The organism is Streptococcus sp. SCPM-O-B-23252 (M501), assembly GCF_058200355.1.
The window spans coordinates 911,849-935,851 of record NZ_JBYQGS010000001.1 but is presented as its reverse complement, the minus strand read 5'-3'; the positions used below and the strand labels follow the sequence as shown (position 1 = coordinate 935,851).

Annotated in this window: 22 protein-coding genes, 1 tRNA gene and 1 CRISPR repeat array; of the genes, 20 read left to right on the top strand and 3 right to left on the bottom strand. The window is 41.5% G+C overall.

Translation table 11 applies throughout. From position 1 onward, the window contains the following. Positions 1–117: 117 nt before the first annotated feature. Positions 118–1,056, bottom strand: coding sequence for a DHH family phosphoesterase (locus tag AC3E6G_RS04565; protein WP_490700547.1), 939 nt, complete (start codon positions 1,054–1,056; stop codon positions 118–120). 177 nt (positions 1,057–1,233) lie between these two features. On the opposite strand from AC3E6G_RS04565, the gene AC3E6G_RS04560 reads away from it, so the two are divergent. The 11 genes from AC3E6G_RS04560 (at position 1,234) to AC3E6G_RS04510 (ending at position 12,506) form a co-directional block, all read left to right on the top strand. After that, entirely contained in the window at positions 1,234–1,677 is a 444-nt protein-coding gene (locus tag AC3E6G_RS04560; RefSeq protein WP_117744184.1) for a flavodoxin, read from the top strand. Between the two features lie 130 nt (positions 1,678–1,807). Continuing rightward, entirely contained in the window at positions 1,808–2,089 is a 282-nt protein-coding gene (locus AC3E6G_RS04555; protein ID WP_117744185.1) for a chorismate mutase, read from the top strand. Between the two features lies 1 nt (position 2,090). Further along, positions 2,091–3,302 (top strand): chloride channel protein, encoded by a 1,212-nt coding sequence (locus AC3E6G_RS04550; RefSeq protein ID WP_117744186.1) that lies wholly within the window; start codon positions 2,091–2,093, stop codon positions 3,300–3,302. 117 nt (positions 3,303–3,419) lie between these two features. Continuing rightward, positions 3,420–3,767, top strand: a complete 348-nt coding sequence (gene rplS, locus AC3E6G_RS04545) for a 50S ribosomal protein L19 (protein ID WP_003016418.1) — start codon at positions 3,420–3,422, stop codon at positions 3,765–3,767. 43 nt (positions 3,768–3,810) lie between these two features. Next, positions 3,811–3,882 (top strand) — tRNA-Arg (locus tag AC3E6G_RS04540). 307 nt (positions 3,883–4,189) lie between these two features. Then, positions 4,190–8,455 carry a type II CRISPR RNA-guided endonuclease Cas9 gene (gene cas9 / locus AC3E6G_RS04535; protein ID WP_490700546.1) on the top strand — a complete coding sequence of 1,422 codons (4,266 nt, stop codon included), beginning with the start codon at positions 4,190–4,192 and terminating at the stop codon, positions 8,453–8,455. Continuing rightward, positions 8,455–9,321, top strand: coding sequence for a type II CRISPR-associated endonuclease Cas1 (gene cas1, locus AC3E6G_RS04530; RefSeq protein WP_490700545.1), 867 nt, complete (start codon positions 8,455–8,457; stop codon positions 9,319–9,321). Before cas9 ends, cas1 begins: the two co-directional genes overlap by 1 nt. Continuing rightward, complete coding sequence (gene cas2, locus AC3E6G_RS04525) at positions 9,318–9,662, top strand: CRISPR-associated endonuclease Cas2 (protein ID WP_272078613.1); 345 nt, start codon at positions 9,318–9,320, stop codon at positions 9,660–9,662. Before cas1 ends, cas2 begins: the two co-directional genes overlap by 4 nt. After that, on the top strand, positions 9,652–10,314 hold the full coding sequence (csn2, locus tag AC3E6G_RS04520; RefSeq protein ID WP_490700544.1) for a type II-A CRISPR-associated protein Csn2: 663 nt from the start codon (positions 9,652–9,654) through the stop codon (positions 10,312–10,314). The genes cas2 and csn2 overlap by 11 nt, the downstream gene beginning before the upstream one ends. Before the next feature lie 90 nt (positions 10,315–10,404). Next, positions 10,405–11,101: direct repeats of the CRISPR family, unit length 36 nt; unit sequence GTTTTAGAGCTGTGTTGTTTCGAATGGTTCCAAAAC. 51 nt (positions 11,102–11,152) lie between these two features. Then, positions 11,153–11,440, top strand: coding sequence for a hypothetical protein (locus AC3E6G_RS04515; protein WP_239681768.1), 288 nt, complete (start codon positions 11,153–11,155; stop codon positions 11,438–11,440). A gap of 253 nt (positions 11,441–11,693) precedes the next feature. Next, a complete protein-coding gene (locus tag AC3E6G_RS04510) occupies positions 11,694–12,506 on the top strand; it encodes a PrsW family glutamic-type intramembrane protease (RefSeq protein WP_490700543.1) in 813 nt (270 codons plus the stop codon). A gap of 44 nt (positions 12,507–12,550) precedes the next feature. Here AC3E6G_RS04510 and mnmE read toward each other — a convergent pair whose 3' ends face one another. Continuing rightward, the gene (gene mnmE, locus AC3E6G_RS04505; protein WP_366961629.1) at positions 12,551–13,924 is read right to left on the bottom strand and encodes a tRNA uridine-5-carboxymethylaminomethyl(34) synthesis GTPase MnmE; all 1,374 of its coding nucleotides are present in this window, start codon (positions 13,922–13,924) and stop codon (positions 12,551–12,553) included. A gap of 162 nt (positions 13,925–14,086) precedes the next feature. Here mnmE and rpiA point away from each other — a divergent pair, with 162 nt between their 5' ends. The 8 genes from rpiA to AC3E6G_RS04465 all read left to right on the top strand — a co-directional run bounded on the left by rpiA (position 14,087) and on the right by AC3E6G_RS04465 (position 21,507). Further along, entirely contained in the window at positions 14,087–14,764 is a 678-nt protein-coding gene (rpiA, locus tag AC3E6G_RS04500; RefSeq protein WP_490700686.1) for a ribose-5-phosphate isomerase RpiA, read from the top strand. Between the two features lie 126 nt (positions 14,765–14,890). Next, positions 14,891–16,102: a phosphopentomutase gene (locus tag AC3E6G_RS04495; protein ID WP_366961631.1), complete on the top strand. Its 1,212-nt coding sequence runs from the start codon at positions 14,891–14,893 to the stop codon at positions 16,100–16,102. A gap of 1 nt (position 16,103) precedes the next feature. After that, positions 16,104–16,646: a DUF1697 domain-containing protein gene (locus AC3E6G_RS04490; RefSeq protein ID WP_490700542.1), complete on the top strand. Its 543-nt coding sequence runs from the start codon at positions 16,104–16,106 to the stop codon at positions 16,644–16,646. Between the two features lie 13 nt (positions 16,647–16,659). Further along, entirely contained in the window at positions 16,660–17,469 is an 810-nt protein-coding gene (locus AC3E6G_RS04485; protein WP_490700541.1) for a purine-nucleoside phosphorylase, read from the top strand. 17 nt (positions 17,470–17,486) lie between these two features. Further along, positions 17,487–18,734 carry a chloride channel protein gene (locus AC3E6G_RS04480; RefSeq protein ID WP_414297866.1) on the top strand — a complete coding sequence of 416 codons (1,248 nt, stop codon included), beginning with the start codon at positions 17,487–17,489 and terminating at the stop codon, positions 18,732–18,734. A 562-nt stretch (positions 18,735–19,296) separates the two neighbouring features. Further along, on the top strand, positions 19,297–20,007 hold the full coding sequence (deoD, locus tag AC3E6G_RS04475) for a purine-nucleoside phosphorylase (RefSeq protein ID WP_048716249.1): 711 nt from the start codon (positions 19,297–19,299) through the stop codon (positions 20,005–20,007). Then, entirely contained in the window at positions 20,007–20,765 is a 759-nt protein-coding gene (locus tag AC3E6G_RS04470; RefSeq protein WP_490700540.1) for a hypothetical protein, read from the top strand. Before deoD ends, AC3E6G_RS04470 begins: the two co-directional genes overlap by 1 nt. Before the next feature lie 10 nt (positions 20,766–20,775). After that, positions 20,776–21,507 (top strand): NAD-dependent protein deacylase, encoded by a 732-nt coding sequence (locus tag AC3E6G_RS04465; protein ID WP_140813954.1) that lies wholly within the window; start codon positions 20,776–20,778, stop codon positions 21,505–21,507. A gap of 72 nt (positions 21,508–21,579) precedes the next feature. On the opposite strand, the gene AC3E6G_RS04460 is transcribed toward AC3E6G_RS04465, so the two are convergent. Next, positions 21,580–22,488: a LysR family transcriptional regulator gene (locus AC3E6G_RS04460; RefSeq protein WP_048689847.1), complete on the bottom strand. Its 909-nt coding sequence runs from the start codon at positions 22,486–22,488 to the stop codon at positions 21,580–21,582. 138 nt (positions 22,489–22,626) lie between these two features. Here AC3E6G_RS04460 and AC3E6G_RS04455 point away from each other — a divergent pair, with 138 nt between their 5' ends. After that, a complete protein-coding gene (locus AC3E6G_RS04455; protein ID WP_195610988.1) occupies positions 22,627–23,994 on the top strand; it encodes a DUF6688 domain-containing protein in 1,368 nt (455 codons plus the stop codon). The last annotated feature ends 9 nt before the right edge of the window (positions 23,995–24,003 follow it).

Sequence of the window (24,003 nt, the reverse complement as noted above, 5' to 3'; positions counted from 1 at the left end):
AAGAAATTGTTCACATTTTTCTAAATTTTATTAAGATTCATTCGTTTTTTGTTCAAAATGAAAAAAGTCAGTCGTCTCCACTAGAAACAACTGACCTACTTGATTGATTTTCATTATCTATTTGGACTTGGCAACTTCTTGTAGTTCCCGATAGATTTGCTCGTTCTCTTCTAAGGAATAAGAATTGGCTCCACTGGCGAGGGGGTGGCCTCCACCATCGTGGCGTTTGGCAATCTCGTTGATCACCAGAGCTTTACTTCTCATACGGACGCGGTAGTGGCCATCGGCTTGCTCGACAAAGATGGCCCAAACACTGACGTCTTCGATCCGACCAGGTGCTGAGACAATCGCAGCAGTTTCGGCATCAGTGATTTGGTAGTGTTTGAGGAGCTCATGGGTAAGGGTCACGCGACTTGCTCCATTTTCATCGATTTCGAGATGGTCATAGACATAGCCTTGAAGCTTGGCAATCTTAAAGCTCATGCTATCCATGTGACGAGAAAGACCGGTAAAGTCAAAGTTAAAGCTACGAAGGTGGGAAACCATCTCGAAAGTCCGGCTCGTCGTTGAAGGGTAGAGGAAGCGTCCAGTATCTCCGACAATACCGGCATAGAGGAGACGGGCTGCTTCTGGAGTGATTTCAAGCTTTTGTTCAAGAGCCAAGAGGGTAATGAGTTCACTCGTAGAGCTCGAGTCAGTGTCTACCCAGAGGAGATCTCCGTAAGCATCATCGTTTGGATGGTGGTCAATCTTGATTAGAAAATCGCCACTTGTGTAGCGTTTGTCATCGATGCGAGGGGTGTTGGCAGTATCGCAGACAATGACCAGGGCACCCGCATAGTCCTCATCTGTGACAGCATCCATGCTAGCCATCCAAGCAAGAGTCGGCTCATTAAAGCCGGTAGCTAAGACTTTTTTGTCTGGGAAGTTGGTCTGGATGATCTCTTTCAGGCCGACCTGGCTTCCGATCGCATCCGGATCGGGATTCATATGACGGTGAAGGATAATGGTATCGTATTGGTTGATTTTCTCTAAAATGTCCTGTGTAATCTGCATATAGTACCTCATTTAGTTCTCATTCAATTTTAGCATAAGCAGGGCATTTGGAAAAGAAAAAGGTTGTCTGGCTCTCTGGTGGGGAATTTCCGAACAATGCCAGGTCCCCAGTACTTCCCTATGCAAAATTCGAGCGAAAGTGGTATAATGTCATAAGATTATTATTTGGAGGGAATTATGACATTAGCAAAGATTGTTTTTGCAAGTATGACAGGAAATACAGAAGAGATTGCTGATATCGTAGCCGATAAGTTTCGTGATCTTGGTGTCGAAGTAGAAGTCGACGAATGTACAACAGTAGACGCAGAGGACTTTCTTGAAGCTGACATTGCAGTCGTAGCAACCTATACTTACGGTGATGGTGAGCTTCCTGACGAAATCGTAGACTTTTATGAAGACTTAGCTGGTCTTGATTTGAATGGTAAGATTTACGGTGTTGTTGGTTCAGGTGATACCTTCTACGATGAGTTTTGTAAAGCAGTCGATGACTTTGATCGTGTCTTTGCAGCAACTGGTGCGGTTAAAGGTTCTGAGTGCGTCAAGGTAGACTTGTCAGCTGAAGACGAAGATATTGAAAAATTAGAAGCTTTTGCAGAAGAACTTGTAGCAAAAGTAGGATAAACCATAGCTAAGAAAGGTGTTTGCATGTGGCAGGCACTTTTTTTGTGGTTGAAAATGTTCAATAGCTGGATAGGGCTAGTAAGATAGCACGATTTTTGATAAAATGGGAGCAAAAAGTGAGGAGACCAGTATGGAGTTAGAGAAAATTCGCCAAGAGATTGATAGCATCGATAAAGAATTGGTCCATTTATTGGAACGCCGGATGCACTGTGTAGAAGATATCATTCGGTACAAAGAAACTCATCAAAATCCTATCTTGGATCGGGGCAGAGAAGATGAGGTCTTAGCCAATGTCGCTGGCTTGGTGCAGGAAAAGCGCTATGAAGAGACCATCCTTGCGACTTATCGAGACTTAATGAAGCGCTCCAGAGGCTACCAGGCCGATCAATTAGATGGGGACGAAGGTGCTTGAGATGACGATAAGTAAAAGAACCTTAGTATATACCCTAGATGCCATTATGATCGGGGGGATCGTCGGGGTGATTGATACTCTCTTCGGGCGTGTCTTGATTGGGATTGGAGAAGTTCGTACGGATTACCTTCTCTATCTCTTACCCTTTCTGCCTCTAGCCGGTATCTTGATCACCTATCTCAATCGCACCTATGGAGGTAAGAGTCAAAAAGGGATGGAGCTCCTCTTTGAAGTAGGAGAGGGAAGGGAGAAAGCCATTCCCAAGCGCTTGATTCCCTTGACCATCCTTTCTACTTGGTTGACCCATCTCTTTGGTGGATCTGCTGGTCGAGAAGGAGTAGCGGTCCAGCTTGGGGGAACAGTGGCCCATGCTCTTCGAAGAGACTGGCTTGGCCCTCACGCTTCACGGATTTATTTGGTCACTGGGATGGCTGCCGGCTTCGGGGGACTCTTTCAGACGCCTCTAGCTGCCATCTTCTTTGCTATGGAGGTCCTAGTGGTTGGGAGACTAGAGTGGCGGGCTCTTTATCCTGCGGCCATTGCAGCCTTTGTTGCTAGTTGGACCTCTCACACCTTGGGACTAGAAAAGTTTACCCAGATCATTTCTGCCAAGCTCTCCCTATCCCCACAAGTCTTCTTGCAGTTACTTCTTTTGGGAGTCATCTTTGGTCTGACAGGCAAGCTCTTTGCCTATCTCCTAGGCACCTTTAAACAAAGCTTTACCAGGACCTTTGCCAATCCCTATGTGCGGATTGGAGTGGTTGGCCTCGGTCTGAGTATTCTCTTGTATCTGATTGGAGCAGGTCGCTACACGGGACTGGGGACCAATCTGATTTCCCAAAGTTTTGAAGGAGCTGATGGGAAGAGCTTGATCACTGGGGCAGACTGGATCCTCAAGCTCCTCTTCACGGTGACGACCATTGCGGCAGGCTATAAGGGAGGAGAAGTGACCCCGCTCTTTTCTATCGGGGCCAGTCTGGGTGTCTGGCTAGCTCCTTTCTTTGGACTTCCGGTTTATCTGGTAGCCGCCTTAGGCTATGCAGCAGTCTTTGCCGGAGCAACCTCGACGACGATTGGACCTATCTTGATTGGGTGTGAGGTCTTTGGTTTCCAACATTGGCCAGCCTTTCTCTTGGTTTGTCTGGTCGCAACTCGTCTCTTTCCAGCCCTGTCTATCTATGGTGGACAAAAAGTTGCGAAAAAGTTGCAATAATCCTTTACAAAAGGACATTCTTTTGGTATTATAAACTTTGTGCGTAATGGAAGCACAAAAATACAGTTTATCCGCTGGGGGAGTAGCCCTCAAGATTGACGAAGATAGGAGAATAAAATGAATCCATTAATTCAAAGCTTGACTGAAGGTCAACTTCGTACTGATATCCCTGCATTCCGTCCTGGTGACACTGTTCGTGTACACGCGAAAGTTGTCGAAGGAACTCGTGAACGTATCCAGATCTTTGAAGGTGTTGTTATCGCTCGTAAAGGTCAAGGACACACTGAAATGTACACTGTTCGTAAAATCTCTAACGGTGTCGGTGTTGAACGTACATTCCCAGTACACACTCCACGTGTAGAAAAGATTGAAGTAGTACGTTACGGTAAAGTACGTCGTGCGAAATTGTACTACCTTCGTGCATTGCAAGGTAAAGCAGCTCGTATTAAAGAAATCCGTCGTTAAGACGAACAAGGAGGCGGGAGTAATCTCGCTTCTTTTTTTATAGGTCCCCTTAGTTCAATGGATATAACAACTCCCTCCTAAGGAGTAGTTGCTGGTTCGATTCCGGCAGGGGACATGAAGAAAGGGAACTCGTGTATGCGAGTTCCTTTTTGTGTTAAAATTTAAAGTCAAAAAAATTGAATATCTCCATATAATGAATTGATTTTTTAGGAGGGAAGGGGTAAAATTGTATTAATATAATGACTAGTTAGGATTATATGAATTAAAGCACAAAAAAAAGCACCGAATCGGTGCGCATTAGTGATTATGGATAACCATATTTTAACTCAAAAGAAAAATCTTTTGGCTGTGTTGTTTCGAATAGTTCCAACATATACATTATACAAAAAATAAAATCAAAAATCAAGATAAGGAGTAGTTTCATGGCAAAATTTAATAAGAATTATTCAATCGGCTTAGATATAGGTGTATCATCCGTTGGTTATGCCGTCGTAACTGAAGATTATCGAGTACCTGCATTTAAATTTAAAGTTTTAGGTAACACAGAAAAAGAAAAAATAAAGAAAAATTTAATCGGATCTACCACATTTATACCTGCAGAATCAGCTCAAGGAACCCGAGTATTTCGTGTTAATCGCCGTAGAATTGATAGAAGAAATCATAGAATTGCCTATTTACGAGATATTTTTCGAAAGGAGATTGAAAAAGTTGATAGAAATTTTTATCGTAGATTGGATGAAAGTTTTAGAGTGCTGGGTGATAAAAGTGAAGACATACAGATAAAACAACCATTTTTTGGTAATAAAGAATTGGAAACAGCCTATCACAAGAAGTACCCTACGATTTACCATTTACGAAAGCACTTAGCTGATGCAGATAAAAATTCTCCAGTAGCTGATATTCGTGAAATTTACATGGCATTATCGCACATTTTAAAGTACCGAGGCCACTTTTTAACATTAGGCGACATTGACCCTAACAATATATATATGCAAAACTCTTGGATTGACTTCATTGAATCTTGCCAAGAAGTTTTCGGTTTGGAAATCTCTGATGAATCTAAAACCATAGCAAATATATTTAAGTCAAGTGATAATAGACAAGATAAAGTTAAAGGTATACTATCCTATTTTCCAAAAGAGCTTGAAAAAAAGGATAAAAGTCTTTTTAAACATCTATTACAGCTATTATTTGGTTTAAAAACGAAATTCAAGGATTGTTTTGAATTAGAGGAAGAACCGGACCTTAATTTCTCCAAAGAAAACTATGATGAAAATCTAGAAAATCTTCTTGGTACATTAGAAGAAGACTTTTCAGATGTATTTGCTAAACTAAAAATTTTACGTGATACTATCCTTTTATCTGATATGCTAACGTATACTGGAGCAACTCATGCCCGTTTTTCTGCTACTATGATTGAAAGATACGAGGAACACCGTAAAGATTTGCAACGTTTCAAATCTTTTGTTAAACAAAATCTATCTGAACAAGATTACTTAGATATTTTTGGCAGAAAAACACAAAGTGGATTTGATGTAGATAAAGAAACAAAAGGATATGTTGGATATATATCTAATAAGATGGTATTAACTAATCCACAGAAACAAAAAACAATACAACAAAATTTCTATGATTATATTAGTGGGAAAATAGCTGGTATTGAAGGGGCAGAATATTTTCTTAATAAAATATCAGATGAAACATTTTTAAGAAAACTCCGTACAACTGATAATGGAGCTATTCCTAATCAAATTCATGCTTATGAGCTAGAAAAGATTATTGAAAGACAAGGAAGAGATTATCCTTTTCTACTAGAAAACAAGGATAAATTACTATCTATCTTGACATTTAGAATCCCTTATTATGTAGGTCCTCTGGCAAAAGAAGACAATAGTAGATTTGCTTGGATTAAACGAACGACTAGCCAAGATATTTTAGATGATAATGATGAAGATACTAGAAATGGCAAAATACGTCCGTGGAACTATCATAAATTGATAAATATGGATGAAACCAGAGATGCCTTCATCACCAATTTAATAGGAAATGATATTATTCTCTTAAATGAAAAAGTTTTGCCAAAACGTAGTTTGATATATGAAGAAGTCATGCTCCAAAATGAATTAACTCGGGTTAAATATAAAGATAAAAATGGGAAGACTCACTTTTTTGATTCAGAACACCGACAAAATATAATCAACGGTTTATTTAAAATTAATAGTAAACGTGTAAATGCTGAAAGGCTTATTAAATACCTATCAGATAATCACAAAGATTTAAATGCTATTGAAATTGTTTCTGGAGTTGAAAAAGGAAAATCTTTTAATTCCACATTAAAAACATATAATGATTTCAAAACTATTTTTTCAGAAGAATTTCTAGATTCTGAAATCTATCAAAAAGAGTTAGAGGAGATTATCAAGGTTATTACTGTTTTTGATGATAAAAAATCTATTAAAAACTACCTTACAAAATATTTTGGACATCTTGAATTTTTAGATGAAGAGAAAATTAATCAACTCTCAAAATTGCGCTATACAGGTTGGGGACGTTATTCTGCGAAGTTATTATTAGATATTCGTGATGAGGATACGGGTTTTAATCTATTGCAATTCCTTCGAAACGATGAAGAAAATCGTAATTTAACTAACCTCATATCTGATAGTACCTTGTCTTTTGATCCTAAGATCAAAGCCATTCAATCTAAATCAACTGTTGAAGATGATGTTTTTGACGAAATTAAAAAATTGGCTGGTAGCCCAGCTATCAAACGAGGAATTTTAAATAGTATTAAAATTGTTGATGAATTGGTTCAAATTATAGGATATCCACCCCAAAATATTGTCATTGAAATGGCTCGTGAAAATATGACTACAGAAGAAGGACAAAGAAAATCAAAAACTCGTAAAACTAAATTAGAATCTGCACTAAAAAATATTGAAAATAGTATATTAGAAAATGGCAAAGTTCATTATTCAGATGAACAACTACAATCTGAAAAATTATATTTATATTATCTTCAAAATGGAAAGGATATGTACTCCTTAGATGAAAAAGGAAGTCCTACTCCTTTATACAGAGACCAGCTCGATCAATACGAAGTCGACCATATTATCCCCTATAGCTTTTTACCAATTGATTCGATTGATAATAAAGTATTAACGCACAGGAAAAATAATCAAAGAAAGTTGGATAATATACCGGACAAAGAAACAGTTGCTAATATGAAACCATTCTGGGAGAAATTATATAATGCCAAGCTAATTTCTCAAACGAAATATCAAAGATTAACTACTAGTGAACGAACTCCTGATGGTGTTCTGACAGAGAGCATGAAAGCTGGCTTTATTGAACGTCAATTAGTCGAGACACGACAAATTATAAAACATGTTGCTCGCATACTAGATAATCGTTTTTCTGACACCAAAATCATTACTTTAAAATCTCAACTAATTACCAATTTTAGAAATACCTTTCATATTGCCAAAATACGTGAACTAAACGATTATCACCATGCTCATGATGCTTATCTTGCTGTTGTTGTAGGACAAACTCTTCTTAAAGCCTATCCAAAATTAGCTCCCGAATTGATATACGGCCACCATGCTCACTTTAATCGGCACGAGGAAAACAAAGCAACGATAAGAAAACATCTCTATTCTAACATCATGAGATTCTTTAATAATCCAGATTCCAAAGTTAGTAAAGGCATTTGGGATTGTAGTAGGGACTTGCCCATCATAAAAAATGTCATCTACAACTCTCAAATCAACTTTGTCAAACGAACAATAATTAAAAAAGGAGCATTTTATAATCAAAATCCTGTTGGAAAATTAAATAAACAAATTGCAGTCAATAATCGCTATCCACTAAAAACAAAAGTTTTATCTTTAGATACTTCCCTATATGGAGGTTATGGACCAATGAATTCTGCCTTATCTATTATCATAACCGCAGAACGCTTTAATGAAAAGAAAGGTAAGATAGAAACTGTAAAAGAATTTCATGACATTTTTATCATAGATTATAAAAAATTTAATAATAATCCATTTCAATTCTTAAATGACACTTCGGAAAATGGTTTTCTTAAAAAGAATAATATAGATCGTGTTCTAGCCTTCTATAAAATTCCAAAATATTCACTGATGCAGAAAATTGATGGAACAAGGATGCTATTTGAAAGTAAGTCAAACCTTCATAAAGCGACACAATTTAAACTGACAAAAACTCAAAATGAATTGTTTTTCCATATGAAAAGACTTTTGACTAAATCGAATTTGATGAATTTAAAATCTGAAAGTGCGATAAAGGAAAGCCAAAATTTCATCCTCAAACACAAGGAAGAATTTGATATTATTTTGAACCAGTTATTAGCTTTCTCTCAAAAAATGTTGGGCGACACTACATCGTTAAAAAATCTTATAAAAGGATATAATGAGAGAAAGATTAAAGAAATTGATAGCAGCGAGGAAACCATCAAATATTTTTACGATAATTTCATTAAAATGTTTAGTTTTGTAAAGAGTGGTGCTCCAAAAGATATCATTAATTTCTTTAATGATAAATATACAGTACCAAGAATGCGTCCAAAGCCGGATAAAAAAATGCTTGATGCTACTATTGTCCACCAATCCATCACTGGTCTATATGAGACTAGGATTGACTTAAGCAAATTAGGAGAAGACTAATGGGATGGAGAACCGTTGTTGTCAACACTCACTCTAAACTCTCCTACAAGAACAATCACTTGATTTTTAAAGATGCCTCTCGGACAGAGTTGATTCACCTGTCCGAGGTGGACATTCTACTTTTAGAAACGACGGATATCGTTCTCTCCACCATGCTGATTAAACGTTTGGTGGATGAAAATATTCTGGTCATCTTTTGTGATGATAAACGCTTGCCAACGGCATACTTAATGCCTTACTACGGTCGACACGATTCCAGTCTGCAACTCTCTCACCAAATTACTTGGAGCGAGGAGGCTAAGGCACAAGTTTGGACGACGATTATTGCACAAAAAACTCTCAATCAGGCTTTTTATCTAGGTAGTTGTGGCTTTCTGGAAAAGAGTCAGTCCGTCATCGATCTCTATCATGGGTTGGATTTATTTGATCCTAGCAATCGCGAGGGACACGCTGCTCGGATTTATTTCAATACCTTGTTTGGAAATGATTTTAGTCGTGAGCAAGATAGTGATGTCAATGCTGCCTTGGACTATGGCTACACCTTGATTTTGAGCATGTTTGCGCGTGAGATTGTGTTGTCTGGTTGTATGACTCAGTTTGGCTTGAAACATGCCAATCAGTTTAATCAATTCAACCTAGCGAGCGATATTATGGAGCCTTTCCGTCCGATTATTGACAGGATTGTTTATGAAAATCGAAACAGCTCTTTTGTCAAAATCAAGCGAGAACTTTTTACTATTTTCTCAGATACCTTTTACTATAATGGTAAAGATATGTACCTGTCCAATATCGTCAGTGACTATACTAAGAAAGTCATCCAAGCTCTCAATCAACCCGAGAAAGGAGTTCCTGAATTTAGGATATGAGTTATCGATATATGCGTATGATTTTAATGTTTGATATGCCAGTTGATACAGCAGAGGAACGCAAGGCCTACCGAAAATTTCGAAATTTTCTTATAAATGAAGGATTTATTATGTATCAGTTTTCTGTATATAGCAAACTCTTGCTAAATAACACAGCAAATAATGCTATGATTGAACGTTTAAAGGCAAATAATCCTAAAAAAGGAAACATCACACTTTTAACGGTTACAGAAAAACAATTTTCTAGAATGGTTTACTTGAATGGGGATTGTAATACTAGCGTCGCAAATACCGATTCCCGAATTGTTTTTCTAGGAGAGGAACCTTGCTATGAAGATTAATTTTTATCTACTTGATGAACCATTGGATGTTCAGAATGCAACATTTTTAATCCTAGAAGATCAGTTTGTCTTTTCGAATATTGTTAAACAGTTCTACCAATACTCTGCTGAAAGTGAGATAAGACTATTTGATTCACATTTAAAAACTCTAAAAGAATCAGAATTATTGGTGATAACGGATGTCTGGGGGTATAATCTCAATTCACCTGCCATGCTCAAGCTGATACATGCAGACCTCGAATATCAACTCAATGATAAGCCAGAAGTGAAATCCATGATTGAAAAACTAATTGTTTCTATTACAGAATTATTGGCTTTGGAATGCCTTGAAAACGAATTAGACTTAGAGTATGATGAAATCACTATTCTAGAGTTGATCGATGCTCTAGGAGTCAAAGTTGAAACTCAGAGTGATACACATTTTGAAAAGATGCTAGAAATTATCCAAGTTTTTAAATATCTTTCTAAAAAGAAACTCCTTGTTTTCATCAATGTAACTGCATATCTATCAAAAGATGAGTTAGAAAATCTGATAGAGTATATCAAATTCAATCAACTAAGGGTTTTATTTGTCGAGCCTCGAAAAGTCTATGATTTTCCGCAGTATGTGCTGGATCTGGACTATTTTTTGAACCTTGAAAATATGGTATAATAAAAGCAACAATTGGAACCTTACGAGCTGAAGTCTGGCTGGGACGAATGGCGTGATTACGAAATTTCGTGAGAAAATTTTTTCTACGAGGTTTTAGAGCTGTGTTGTTTCGAATGGTTCCAAAACCTCTTTTTCTTTTTTTACTGGTTGAGTAGTGTTTTAGAGCTGTGTTGTTTCGAATGGTTCCAAAACATTAGGATTGTTGCGGTCGTACTCGAATTGAGTTTTAGAGCTGTGTTGTTTCGAATGGTTCCAAAACAATTTCTAGGATTGTCCATTCGTCCAATAAGTTTTAGAGCTGTGTTGTTTCGAATGGTTCCAAAACCACTAACTTGACTTTTGGTGAGTCAACAAAGTTTTAGAGCTGTGTTGTTTCGAATGGTTCCAAAACACAAGGACTGCGTTTAGGCTCGTTAATTGAGTTTTAGAGCTGTGTTGTTTCGAATGGTTCCAAAACTATTTTATTGAGGAACACAAGCGCTATCAGGTTTTAGAGCTGTGTTGTTTCGAATGGTTCCAAAACAAAACATAGCCCAAGCATGAGTCAATCCATGTTTTAGAGCTGTGTTGTTTCAAATGGTTCCAAAACGTCGTTGCTTTTGAATGACACTTCTGACATGTTTTAGAGCTGTGTTGTTTCGAATGGTTCCAAAACAAAAAAAGTGTTTGATCTATCTACCAAGCGGTTTTAGAGCTGTGTTGTTTCGAATGGTTCCAAAACCCTCGTGTGATTCGTCAGAATCAGCACTATGTTTTAGAGCTGTGTTGTTTCGGATGGTTCCAACATTTATTTTTTGTATGAATATATCAGAATATTTTAAAAATGAAGGGGTTTTCTATGGAGAGTGATGTGTTTTTTGATTATTACTTAAAATCACTTAGGTTTTATTTTCGTGATAGGTGTGAGGATATTGGATTTATAAAGTTTTTTAAAGATGAAAAGAATAGTTTTATTACCATAGAGGATTATGCTTTAGAAGCATTTGTAGTATTGTCAAATATTTTGAGTAAATATAGAATTGTGTTTTCTTGTGGAATTATTTATAGTAAGGGGGTAGTTACTGGAGTAGAAGTGTGTATGAATGTATCAGAGTTAGAAAGATTAAATAAATTATTTAAGATATAGTTTTGAAGAATATTAAAAAACATAAGGGAATTCGTTTACGTGGGATGTGTGGAGTGGTAGTATTAATGTTTCCTAGTTCTAGAGCTCTGTTGTTTTGAATGGTCCCAAAATGCCTTCAATAATTTGCAGTCACCAGCAATCTCTATTACCCGTAGCCATTTATTGTTTTTTTAAGCTTTTATTGTTACAATATCCATATAGATAAAAAGACTGGATTTCCAGCCTTTTTAGTTGTTTTAAAGAAAGGTTTTTTATGAAACGCAAATCGATTTTGTTTCTATTTTTATTCTTGCTCTCGATTGGTCTGGCCTATGAGACGCAATCTATCACAGCTGGTTGGATGACAGGCAGCCAGTATGGGATTATTGGTATCTCTGTCCTCTTGCTCCTAGTATATGCGATTCCTGCTGTTTGGGCTCTCTTTCATTTCGCAAAGAAGTGGAAGTTATCCTGGATTCCGGTTCTCTTTTCTCTTCTAGGTGGGGGATTTATCGCAGGTTGGTTATCTAGTTTTGCCAATACCTATTTCCATGAGATGATTCAGGCAGTAGCGCCCAATAGCGACTTTTGGAACCAGTATGAGAGTGCGATTGCAGGACCCCTCTTTGAGGAACCCTTCAAGTTGATTCCAATCTTCTTTGTCCTCTACTTGTTCAATGTTCGTCGGATCAAATCCATTTTCCTTTTAGCGATTGCATCTGGTCTTGGTTTCCAGATCGTGGAGGATTTTGCCTATATCCGTCAAGACATGCCAGAAGGTTTCTCTTACGCAGTATCTGGTATCCTAGGTCGGATCATGAATGGGGTCGTATCACACTGGGTCTACACAGCCCTCTTCATGGTGGGTCTCTACTTGATCGTCCAATCGACAAAAGGGCGCAAGGAGTTGATGCTGACGGGTTGGTTCTATTTTGTATCTGGTTTTGGCCTTCACTTTGTCGGCAATTCACCATTTGGTCAAATCGAGACAGAACTCCCTCTCGCTATTCCATTCTTGACAGCAGTAGGACTCTTCTTGGTCTACCATGCCTACCTCACTGTCCAAAGTCTGGACCAAGGAAATTAATAATAGAAAAATCGTATGTTTGCAACATACGATTTTTTTGAATCTTATTTACCAAGACAGAACTGGCTGAAGAGTTGAGTGATGAGCTCGTCTGGAGCAGCATCCCCTGTGATCTCTCCAAGGATTTCCCAAGTACGGGTCAAATCGACTTGGAGCAGGTCCACTGGCATGCCCATGGCCAGGCCTTCGTTAACTGCTTGGAGGCTTTCAACGGCTTTCTCAATGAGAGAAATGTGGCGGGCATTGGAGAGATAGGTAGCATCTTGCTCAACCAGGCCAGCATTTTCGAAGAAGAGGGCATTGATCCGGTCTTCGATCTGGTTGATGTTTTGGTTTTTCAGGACAGAAATTTTGATATGATCAGCAGGAATCTCGTCCAACTCGATTTGCTGCGGGAGATCGACCTTGTTGAGGAGGATGATGCGGTTGCTGTCTTGAGAGATTTCCAGCAACTGGCGATCCTGATCGGTCAAGGGTTCACTGGCATTGAGGACCAGAAGGACCAGGTCGGCTTCTTTAAGGGCTTTGCGAGAGCGCTCCACACCGATGCGTTCGACGATGTCCTCGGTCTCGCGGATCCCAGCCGTATCGACCAGCTTGAGAGGAACACCGTTGATGTTGACGTATTCCTCGATGACGTCTCGGGTGGTCCCTTCGATATCGGTTACGATGGCTTTTTCCTCGCGCAGGAGGTTGTTCAGAAGGCTAGACTTACCGACGTTTGGTCGCCCGATAATAGCAGTAGAGATCCCTTCGCGGAGGATCTTGCCACGACGAGCTGTCTTGAGGAGATTGGTCAAGAGGGCTTCAAACTCAGTCGTCTTCTCACGGATGATCTCGGTAGTTGCTTCCTCGACATCGTCGTACTCAGGATAGTCGATGTTGACTTCGACCTGAGCAAGGGTATTGAGGATCTCTTGGCGCGTGTTGTTGATGAGATCAGAGAGGGATCCGTCCAACTGTTTGACAGCGATGTTCATAGCCTTGTCAGTCTTGGCGCGGATAATATCCATGACCGCTTCAGCCTGGGTCAAATCGACCCGTCCATTGAGGAAGGCCCGCTTGGTAAATTCCCCAGGCTCAGCTAATCGAGCGCCTTCGCGAATCACCAATTGCAGGATTTCATTGGTCACAGCAATCCCACCGTGGGTATTAATCTCGATGATATCTTCTCGAGTGAAGGTCTTAGGAGAGCGCATGGCTCCGACCATGACTTCGTCGAGGATCTCATCCTTATCTGGATCCACGATATGGCCGTAGTTGAGGGTATGGCTAGCCACGCTATTCAAGTCTTTACCCTTGAAGATCTTTTTTGCGATTTTAAAGCTATCCGTTCCGCTTAGACGGACGATTCCAATAGCCCCCTCACCGAGCGGAGTCGAGATCGCAGCGATAGTATCAAATTCTCTAGTAATCATGTATCTTCTCTTTTCCTGTGTATTCTCTTCTATTCTATCGTAAACTAGTAAGAGGGGCAAGATATTGCTTTTAGAAGGAGGAGTTGAAAAGGTTTTCAGTTAAGTAGTGAAATCTGTCGGCCAATATGCTATACTAAATATGAATAGAAATGGAGGTCTATGATGGTAAACCTAAAAGAACAGGTAGGGATTAAGGCGGCTGAGTTTGTTACTGACGGCATGATTGTCGGTCTTGGTACAGGGTCAACTGCTTATTATTTTGTGGCCGAATTGGGGCGTCGCATCAAGGAGGAAGGCTTGCAGATTACTGCTGTAACGACCTCAAGCGTGACCTATGATCAGGCTGCAGGTTTGGGAATTCCTCTCAAAGCCATTGACGATGTAGAAGTGGTGGACCTGACCGTAGATGGTGCGGATGAAGTAGACCCTGCTTTGAACGGCATCAAAGGTGGGGGCGGTGCTCTCTTGATGGAGAAAATCGTTGCGACCAACTCAAAAGACTGCATCTGGATTGTCGATGAGTCTAAACAAGTGGAGACGCTTGGTGCCTTTAAACTGCCGGTAGAAGTGGTTCAATACGGGGCAGAGAATCTTTTCCGTCATTTTGAGAAGAAGGGTTATTCACCAGCTTACCGTGAAAGGGACGGCCAGCGTTTTGTGACCGATCAGGGTAACTTTATCATTAATTTGGATTTGAAAGTGATCCCAGACGCTGAAGCCTTAGCAGAAGAGTTGGACCGGACTGTCGGTGTTGTCGACCATGGTCTCTTCTTAGGAATGGTTTCTAAAGTCATCGTAGGGAAACCAGAAGGTCCAAAAATCATAAGCAAATCACTTTAAAAAGGGCATTTTGTCCTTTTTTCTACGGATATGAAACTTATTTATAAAATTTTATATGAAAGCGTTACATTTTCAAAAATTTGTGTTATACTGTATTCAGTTTAAATTATAAAGGAGACATTCAAAATGCCAAAATTTAATCGTATGCATTTAGTTGTATTGGATTCAGTAGGGATCGGAGCAGCTCCAGATGCTAATAACTTTGTCAATGCCGGTGTACCTGATGGCGCATCTGACACACTTGGACACATCTCAAAAGCAGTTGGGTTGAATGTACCAAACATGGCAAAGCTTGGTCTTGGAAATATTCCGCGTGAACAAGCCTTGAAGACTGTTCCAGCTGAGAGCAATCCAACTGGTTACGCAACGAAGTTAGAAGAAGTCTCTCTTGGAAAAGATACCATGACAGGTCACTGGGAAATCATGGGCCTTAATATTACAGAACCATTTGATACTTTCTGGAATGGATTCCCAGAAGAAATTATTACTAAGATTGAAGAATTCTCAGGTCGTAAGGTCATCCGCGAAGCTAACAAACCTTATTCTGGTACAGCGGTCATCGATGACTTCGGACCACGCCAAATGGAAACTGGCGAGTTGATCATCTATACATCAGCTGACCCAGTTCTTCAAATCGCAGCTCACGAAGACATCATTCCTTTGGATGAACTCTACCGTATCTGTGAATACGCTCGTTCTATTACGTTGGAACGTCCGGCTCTTCTTGGACGTATCATTGCTCGCCCTTATGTAGGGGAGCCAGGAAACTTCACACGTACGGCCAACCGTCGTGACTTGGCTGTTTCACCATTTGCTCCAACTGTTTTAGACAAATTGAACGAAGCTGGTATCGATACTTACTCAGTTGGTAAGATCAGCGATATCTTCAACGGCGCTGGTATCAACCACGATATGGGTCACAACAAATCAAACAGCCACGGTATTGACAACTTGATCAAGGCTATGAAATCAGAAGACTTTAAACATGGCTTCTCGTTCACTAACTTGGTAGACTTCGATGCCCTTTATGGACACCGTCGTGATCCACATGGTTACCGTGATTGCTTGCGTGAGTTTGACGAGCGCTTACCTGAAATTATCGCTGCCATGAAAGAAGATGATCTCTTGATGATCACGGCTGACCACGGAAACGACCCAACTTATGCTGGTACTGACCATACACGTGAGTACATCCCGTTCTTGGCTTACAGCCCATCCTTCAAAGGTAGTGGCTTGATCCCAGTTGGACACTTTGCGGATATCTCAGCTACAGTGGCGGACAACTTCGGTGTGGAGAAAGCTATGATCGGTGAAAGCTTCTTAGATAAATTGGTCTAAGATGACGCGATTTGCCTTACTCGTAAGAGGAATCAATGTTGGCGGCAAGAATAAGGTAGCCATGGGGGATCTGCGTCAACAATTGACGGATCTAGGCCTCGGCCAAGTGGAAACCTACATCAATAGTGGCAATATCTTCTTTACGACGGATCTTTCGCGGACTCAATTAGTGGAGGGTCTGTCGACCTTCTTTGAGAACCATTATCCCTTTATTGAGCGTTTTTCTCTGCTGAGTCGAGAAGACTATGAAGCAGAATGTGCGAACTTGCCGAACTGGTGGATAGAAGAGATGGCTCGCAAGGATGTCCTCTTTTACACCGAGGGCTTGGATAGGGAATCCGTAGAAGAGAAGCTGCTGGCTTTAGATTTGGGAGAAGAAGTGCTCCACTTTGGCAAGCTAGCGGTTTTCTGGGGGAAATTCTCAGAAGCAAGCTATGCTAAAACAGCCTACCACAAACATCTGATGAAGATGCCGTTCTATAGCCAGATGACTATTCGCAACGCCAACACCTTTGACAAAATCGGTACATTACTTAAGAAATAATAGGAGGAACACAATGACATTATTAGCAAAAATCAATGAAACAGCAGCATTTTTGAAGGGCAAAGGAATCGAAGCTCCTGAGTTTGGTTTGATCCTTGGATCAGGTCTTGGAGAATTGGCTGAGGAAATCGAAAATGCAGTCGTAGTAGACTACTCTAACATTCCAAACTGGGGTCAATCAACAGTAGTCGGACATGCTGGTAAATTGGTTTATGGTGATCTTGCTGGACGTAAGATATTGGCACTTCAAGGTCGTTTCCACTTCTACGAAGGAAACCCATTGGAAGTGGTGACTTTCCCAGTTCGTGTCATGAAAGTGTTGGGCTGTGAAGGGGTTCTTGTCACCAATGCTGCTGGTGGTATCGGATATGGACCAGGTACCTTGATGGCTATCACTGACCACATCAACATGACAGGTCAAAACCCATTGATCGGTGAAAACTTGGATGACTTTGGTCCACGTTTCCCTGATATGTCCAAAGCTTACACTCCAGAATACCGCGAGACTGCTCATCAAGTAGCAGACAAATTGGGTATCAAATTGGATGATGGGGTCTATATCGGTGTGACAGGTCCAACTTATGAAACTCCAGCTGAAATCCGTGCGTATAAGACTCTTGGAGCGGACGCTGTCGGTATGTCAACTGTTCCTGAAGTCATCATTGCGGCTCACTCTGGTTTGAAAGTTCTTGGTATTTCATGCATTACTAACTTTGCAGCTGGTTTCCAAGAAGAGCTCAACCACGAAGAAGTAGTGGAAGTGACAGAACGTGTCAAAGGTGACTTTAAAGGATTGCTAAAAGCGATTCTTGCTGAATTGTAAGAAACTTGGAAAGAATTGTGAGATCTCTTCAAACAATTCCCTATAAACGAAGACTAGTCCTAGCAGCTTGTCTGCTAGGGCTTGTTTCGGGTTTAGCGGGTATCTTTCTTCATTACCTTTTAGAGTTAGTGGAAGGATTGGCTTTTGGTCGTTCAGAGCACCAGTCTGGCTTCTTGACGGATGGAGTGGCGCCTTCACGGATTTGGCTCAGTCTGTTTCTTGTTGGTTCCAGCTCAGCCTTGGTCTGGTATCTCCTACAGCGAAAGGGAAACATTCTTTCTATCAAGGGCCAGATGAAGGAGGAACCTTCAAGTCCTCTTCTTCATTTCTGGCAGCAGATGCTCCATTCCACCTGGCAAATCATTGCCGTAGGAGCTGGTGCACCAGTAGGAAAAGAAGGAGCACCCCGGGAGATTGGGGCCTTGTTGGCGACTCCGCTTGGACGAGCACTAGACTTATCGTTTCAGGACCGCATGTTTCTGATTGCTTGCGGGGCTGGCGCAGGCTTGGCAGCGGTCTACCAAGTGCCACTTACCAGTGTCTTTTTTATCTTTGAAACCTTGGGGCTGGCATTTTCGATAAAACGCTTTGTCTTGGCTGGGATTACCACTTATGTGGCTGCTTATACGGCAGGTTTGGTCATTTCAGACAGAGCCCTCTATCAAGTGCCTGAAATAACTTGGTCACCTACTGTCTTATGGCAGATGGTTATCTTCATTGCTTTCCTGACTCCAGTCGCCGGGCTCTTTGCCCGTTTGACAAAGAAGGCCTCCAATCATCGAATCAAGGACAAACGAATTCTCATCACTTTGCCATTAGCATTTGTTTTCCTAGCTGGTCTAGCAAGCTTTCAGCCCCACCTGCTTGGAAATGGGCGGATGATGGCTCAGGAGATTCTCAATGGGGCCACATGGCAGACGATTCTACTCCTGTTTACCCTAAAAGCTCTAGTCGTTCTGCTTACCTTTTGGGCAGGTGCCTATGGAGGGACTCTGACGCCTTCCTTTGCACTGGGAATGGCAGGAGCAGCTCTTATCTCTTTGGTACTTGGTGTTGGTAATGCGCCAGCGTTCTTGCTCCTGGGTTCGGTTATCTTCTTGACAGTGACCTTAAAAGCCCCCTTGTCTGCGACGGGCCTGGTCCTTGGATTCACAGGACAAGGCTTAACAGCTCTAGCATATCTCTTGCTGACAGCTTTTCTAACTGTTGGTTTCTCCAAAGGATTGGATCATCTCATGGGGAAAAAATCAAGGAGTCTCCAGTAGATAAGATTCAGTAGTTTTTATATAGAGGATTAAACCTACAAGCTAGATGAAACCTATCTTCTTATGGTATAATTTAACTAAGCATATAAGGAACCAGGCTTGTTGGGGCTGGAATAAACCTCACTTTTGATGCCTGGCCTCTATGATGAATCCAGAAAGCTAGAGTTTGTGTTGCGATTTGAACACGAGCGGAAAGCTTTTCAAAACAAAAAATTAAAGGAAGGGTAGTTCGGGTTTGAATTGAACCCGGGCTAGAGGCTGTGTAAAAAAGATAAATCCTTCTAGATGCGTAGCATCTTTGTCGGATTTCCTATTTTTACTTTGCCTCTTTAACGCCTATTCTAAAAAAATAAAAAAGAAAGGTAGAGCATGTGTTCTGATTTGAACACGAGCGGAAAGCTTTTCAAAACACTCAATAAAAAAAGAAAGGATGGGTTAACTGTATTCGCTGAACTGAATACGGGCGGAGAACTGTGTAAAAAAGATAAACTGTCTAGCATCTGCGATGCGTCGTCAGTTTCCTATTTTTACTTTGTTCTCTGTCACCCTTTATATCTTAATTATGTCTATCCATATTGCTGCTAAGCAAGGTGAAATTGCTGATAAAATTCTTCTTCCTGGAGATCCTCTTCGTGCGAAATTTATCGCTGAGAATTTCCTTGAGGATGCTGTATGTTTTAACGAAGTCCGGAACATGTTTGGTTACACAGGTACTTACAAGGGTCATCGTGTATCTGTTATGGGAACTGGAATGGGGATGCCATCCATCTCTATCTATGCGCGTGAGTTGATCGTGGACTACGGCGTGAAGAAATTGATCCGTGTGGGTACAGCTGGTTCTTTGAATGGCGATGTCCACGTCCGTGAATTGGTCTTGGCGCAAGCTGCCGCAACCAACTCAAACATCATCCGTAACGACTGGCCTCAATACGATTTCCCACAAATCGCAAGCTTTGATTTGCTTGATAAGGCCTACCACATTGCCAAAGACCTTGGTATGACCACTCACGTTGGGAATGTCTTGTCTTCTGATGTCTTCTATTCAAACTACTTTGAAAAGAACTTGGAGCTTGGTAAATGGGGCGTGAAAGCTGTGGAAATGGAAGCAGCGGCTCTTTACTATCTTGCTGCTCAACACCATGTGGATGCCCTTGCCATCATGACCATTTCTGATAGCTTGGTCAATCCAGATGAGGATACGACTGCAGAAGAACGTCAAAATACTTTCACTGATATGATGAAAGTTGGTCTTGAAACCTTGATCGCAGACTAATGACAGAAAACCTTCATGATGAGTGGCTCTACGACCTTCAGACCTACCAGTATAGTCGGGCCCTTCGTTCTGCTAAGAAGCAGAAGAGCTTGCCAGAGCTGGTCTTGACCTTATTGCAGTTAATGACCGAGCGTCGAGAGCTCAATATCCAACCAATCATGAATCAAAAGTTGAGAACCGAGTTGCTAGAAGTGACTGGTTTTCAGCTTTTTTGGCATGAGGACCCAGAAGAGGAACAGTTGGCGAACTATCTGTATGACTTAGAAGCCAAGCTTCGCAACGAGCAGATTATCGACTTCATTCGGGCGGTGAGTCCTGCTATCTATCGGATCTTTATGCGCTTGATTGAGATGCAAATCCCAGATATTGCAGACTATATCCACAACTCCAAGGAGTCCAGCTATGACCATTGGAAGTTTGACAAGATCCGGGCCTCTGAAAATCCAGCCTTGCAACAATTCCATAGCGAGAGTGCAGTCAATTCGTCTAGTTTGACAGAGTTGATCTTACTCTTGGACTTGACAGATTCCATCAAGGATGCGGCCAAGCAACTGCGGGAGTTGGAGAAATCTGTCCGCAATCCTCTGGCCCACTTGATCAAACCCTTTGATGAGGAAGAATTGCACCGGACGACTGGTTTCTCCTCCCAGCATTTTATGGAACTCTTGGTGAGTTTAGCCCAGGAGACGGGGATTGTTTACCGGCGAGAACCTTTTTACTTTGACCAGGCCAATGCTGTTATCGAGGCACTCTTGTAAGGAGGAAGACATGGATAAACTGAAAGAGTTGCAAGAAATCATTGATCAGAGTCAACGGATTGTTTTTTTCGGTGGGGCAGGCGTCTCAACAGAGTCCAATATCCCTGATTTTCGGAGCTCTGATGGTGTTTATAGCGTCACCTTAGGGCGCCATTTTACAGCAGAGCAACTGGTCTCTCATACCATGTTTGAGCGTTATCCAGAGGACTTTTTCGACTTTTACAAGAAGTACCTGCTCTATCCAGATGCCAAGCCCAATGCAGCCCATCGCTATCTGGCTTGGCTAGAAGAGACCGGTAAGCTCATGGCAATCGTGACGCAAAATATTGATAGTCTCCATGAAATGGCAGGGTCTAAAAAAGTCTTGAAACTCCATGGTAGTGCCGACCGCAATTACTGTACGGGTTGCCAGCGCTTTTATGATCTGGAAGCCTTTCTAGCTTTGGAAGGGCCTGTTCCGCGTTGCTTGGACTGTGGCAAGGTGGTCAAGCCGGATGTGACCCTCTATGAGGAAGCCCTTGATATGGAGATCTTTAGCCAAGCAGCCAAAGCCATCCGAGAGGCAGATCTGCTGATTATCGGTGGTACCTCCCTCGTCGTCTACCCAGCAGCCAGCCTGATCCAGTATTTACAAGGGGAGAAGCTGGTCGTCATCAATAGGACCAGTATCCCACAGGACAAGCAGGCAGACCTGGTCATCGAAGGGAAGATTGGCCAAGTGTTTTCGAAATTAAGACAATAAAAGAACACCTGAGAGAAGTGGAAATCCACTTGTTTCAGGTGTTTTTATTGTGCTTGTGTAGCTAGTTAGTTCCTATTTATCAAATTGGACTTCCTCAAGTAAGTATTCGATAAATTTCTCACCCATCTTAGAGAGGCTAGCTTTCTCGTGTTGGATGTAGACCAGCTCGATTGGGTCATCGATATCTAGCGGGATGGAGACGATATTGTCTCCGTTGAGGTTGCTGTTAAGGATACCAGTCGCAATGGTGTAGCCGTCCAGACCAATCAAGAGATTGAAGAGGGTGGCACGGTCACTGACGACGATGGACTTTTTGTGATGCTCTTGGGAGAGGATTTCTTCTGAGAAGTAGAAGGAGTTGTGGGTCCCTTGGTCGTAGCTGAGATAAGGGAAGTCTTCTAGATCTTCTAATTTCACCACCTCTTTGTTAGCTAGAGGGTTGGTCTTGCTGACGAAGATATGAGGTTGGGCAGTGAAGAGGTGGGTTGCCTTGAGGTGGCTGTCATCCAGCATTTTAGAAAGGACATCCCGGTTGTACCCATTGAGGAAGAGGACACCGATCTCACTACGGAAGTTCTTGACGTCATCGATGATTTCCCAGGTTCTGGTCTCCCGTAGGAAGAGCTCGTATTTCTCCATATCGCTTTTCTTGAGGAGAGAGACGAAGGCTTCGACTACGAAGGCATAGTGCTGGGAGGATACGCTAAAGAGCTCCCGATTGGCTACTGGGTTTTTATAGCGTTCTTCTAAGAGTTGGGTCTGCTCCACGACTTGTCGTGCATAAGAAAGGAACTCCATCCCATCCTTAGTCAGAGTGATCCCTTTGGGGTTACGGATGAAGATATCAATTCCCATTTCTTTTTCCAAGTCCCGCACAGCATTGGACAAACTTGGCTGGGTGATGAAGAGTTGCTTGGACGCCTCATTCATAGAGCCTGTTTCGACGATTTTGATAATGTAATGTAATTGTTGGATTCTCATGCTTATATTTTAACATACTTTTGACAGAAAATCCTAGCTAGTATCAGTCTCTAGAATGATTTTTCCCTATAAAACAGGTTTAGAATTGAAGGATTAATTGTAGCTTGATAAAATGAGGGAAATGATGGAGGAGATGTGATGAAGAAAATCGTTTTCTGGTACAAAAAATGGAACCAGGAACTGGAGACCAAATTTTTAGCCAGTCTATTAAAGATTAACTTTATGACCAACTTATTGATCTTTCTTGGATTGTACGTCTTTCTAATCCTTGGTAGCTTACCAGGAAATATCCAATCTTTGGGTTTCTGGAATGCTATTTTTGGAGTCGCAATATACAGTGTTACAATTCTTGTTCATGCCCTAGGGGTTAGTTATTTTGTTCCCAATATCTTTGTGATTCTGTATGTTATTTCTCGCTGGTCTACGATACAGGCCCAGACCTTGGAAAAGGAACTGGTCGGTGTCTATGAAGAAAAAGAAGAAGAAAAAATTAAACGAAGGGTCAACAATCGCAAGTACTTTGTGATCCTATGGATAGGAGTCTTTGGCTGTATCCTGGAATCCTTCGTCATCTATCTGGTAAAGGATCTGACTGGTTATGATTGGACCCATCAGCTCATCAATGAGCAGAAGCATACCATAATTTGGTCGGAGGCTCTCCCGACGATTCTTACCTTAGCACTGATTTCCTTCCTAGCTCTGGTCATCTATTCTTATAGGGATGCCAATTCCTTGTCCCCGCTTTTGAACATTTTTTGTATTAGTGGGATATTGATGGGCTTGGTATTGTTAGGGGTGTTTGACATCCAGGTACAAGTCATCGGTTGTCACACGGTCTTCTTGTTGGTTTATTCTATTAGTCTCCTGCGGACCAGGATAAAGGAGTGGGAGGGAGCTGATCCCATTAAGGCCTATGACAATCCAATTCTCCAGCGCTTTCACCTGATCCTCCGCCAATCCAAACACTGGCCTTGGTTGGCAGTCGTCTTTGCCCTCCCCTTGTTAGCGGTATTGGTCATGGTTCTCATGCTCTTTGGTCAACGTCCTGATAGCTTGGTCAAGGCCTGGACCAATACGGCAGATTGGACCTTCTCGGAAAAGATCCCTCCTCAGAATCTCATCATGGATGAGCACTATCTCTGTACGGTTGCGGCTGGTGGCCATGAAAAAGTTGTCAAGCCCCAACGGATGGGAGTCCGGCATGGTCATCCTGTTGTGGTGAATCGCCAGCTCTGTATTGCCAATGCCTTTGAGCAGGTTCTAGAAGAAAAAACGCCACGTTTCCATCGCTTCCTGCGTCGTAATTATGACCGCTATGGCTACCCCTTTGCCAAACATATCAAGAAGAAATGGGCCATGGATGTCATTTACTATCTGATGAAGCCCCTGGAATGGATCTTTTTGTTGGTTCTCTACTTGGTCGATCGCAAGCCAGAAAATCGCATCGCTTTACAGTATATCCCACCGCTACCAGAAGGGTTTTCTCCTGAGACAGATGGGAAATGAGCGGACCCA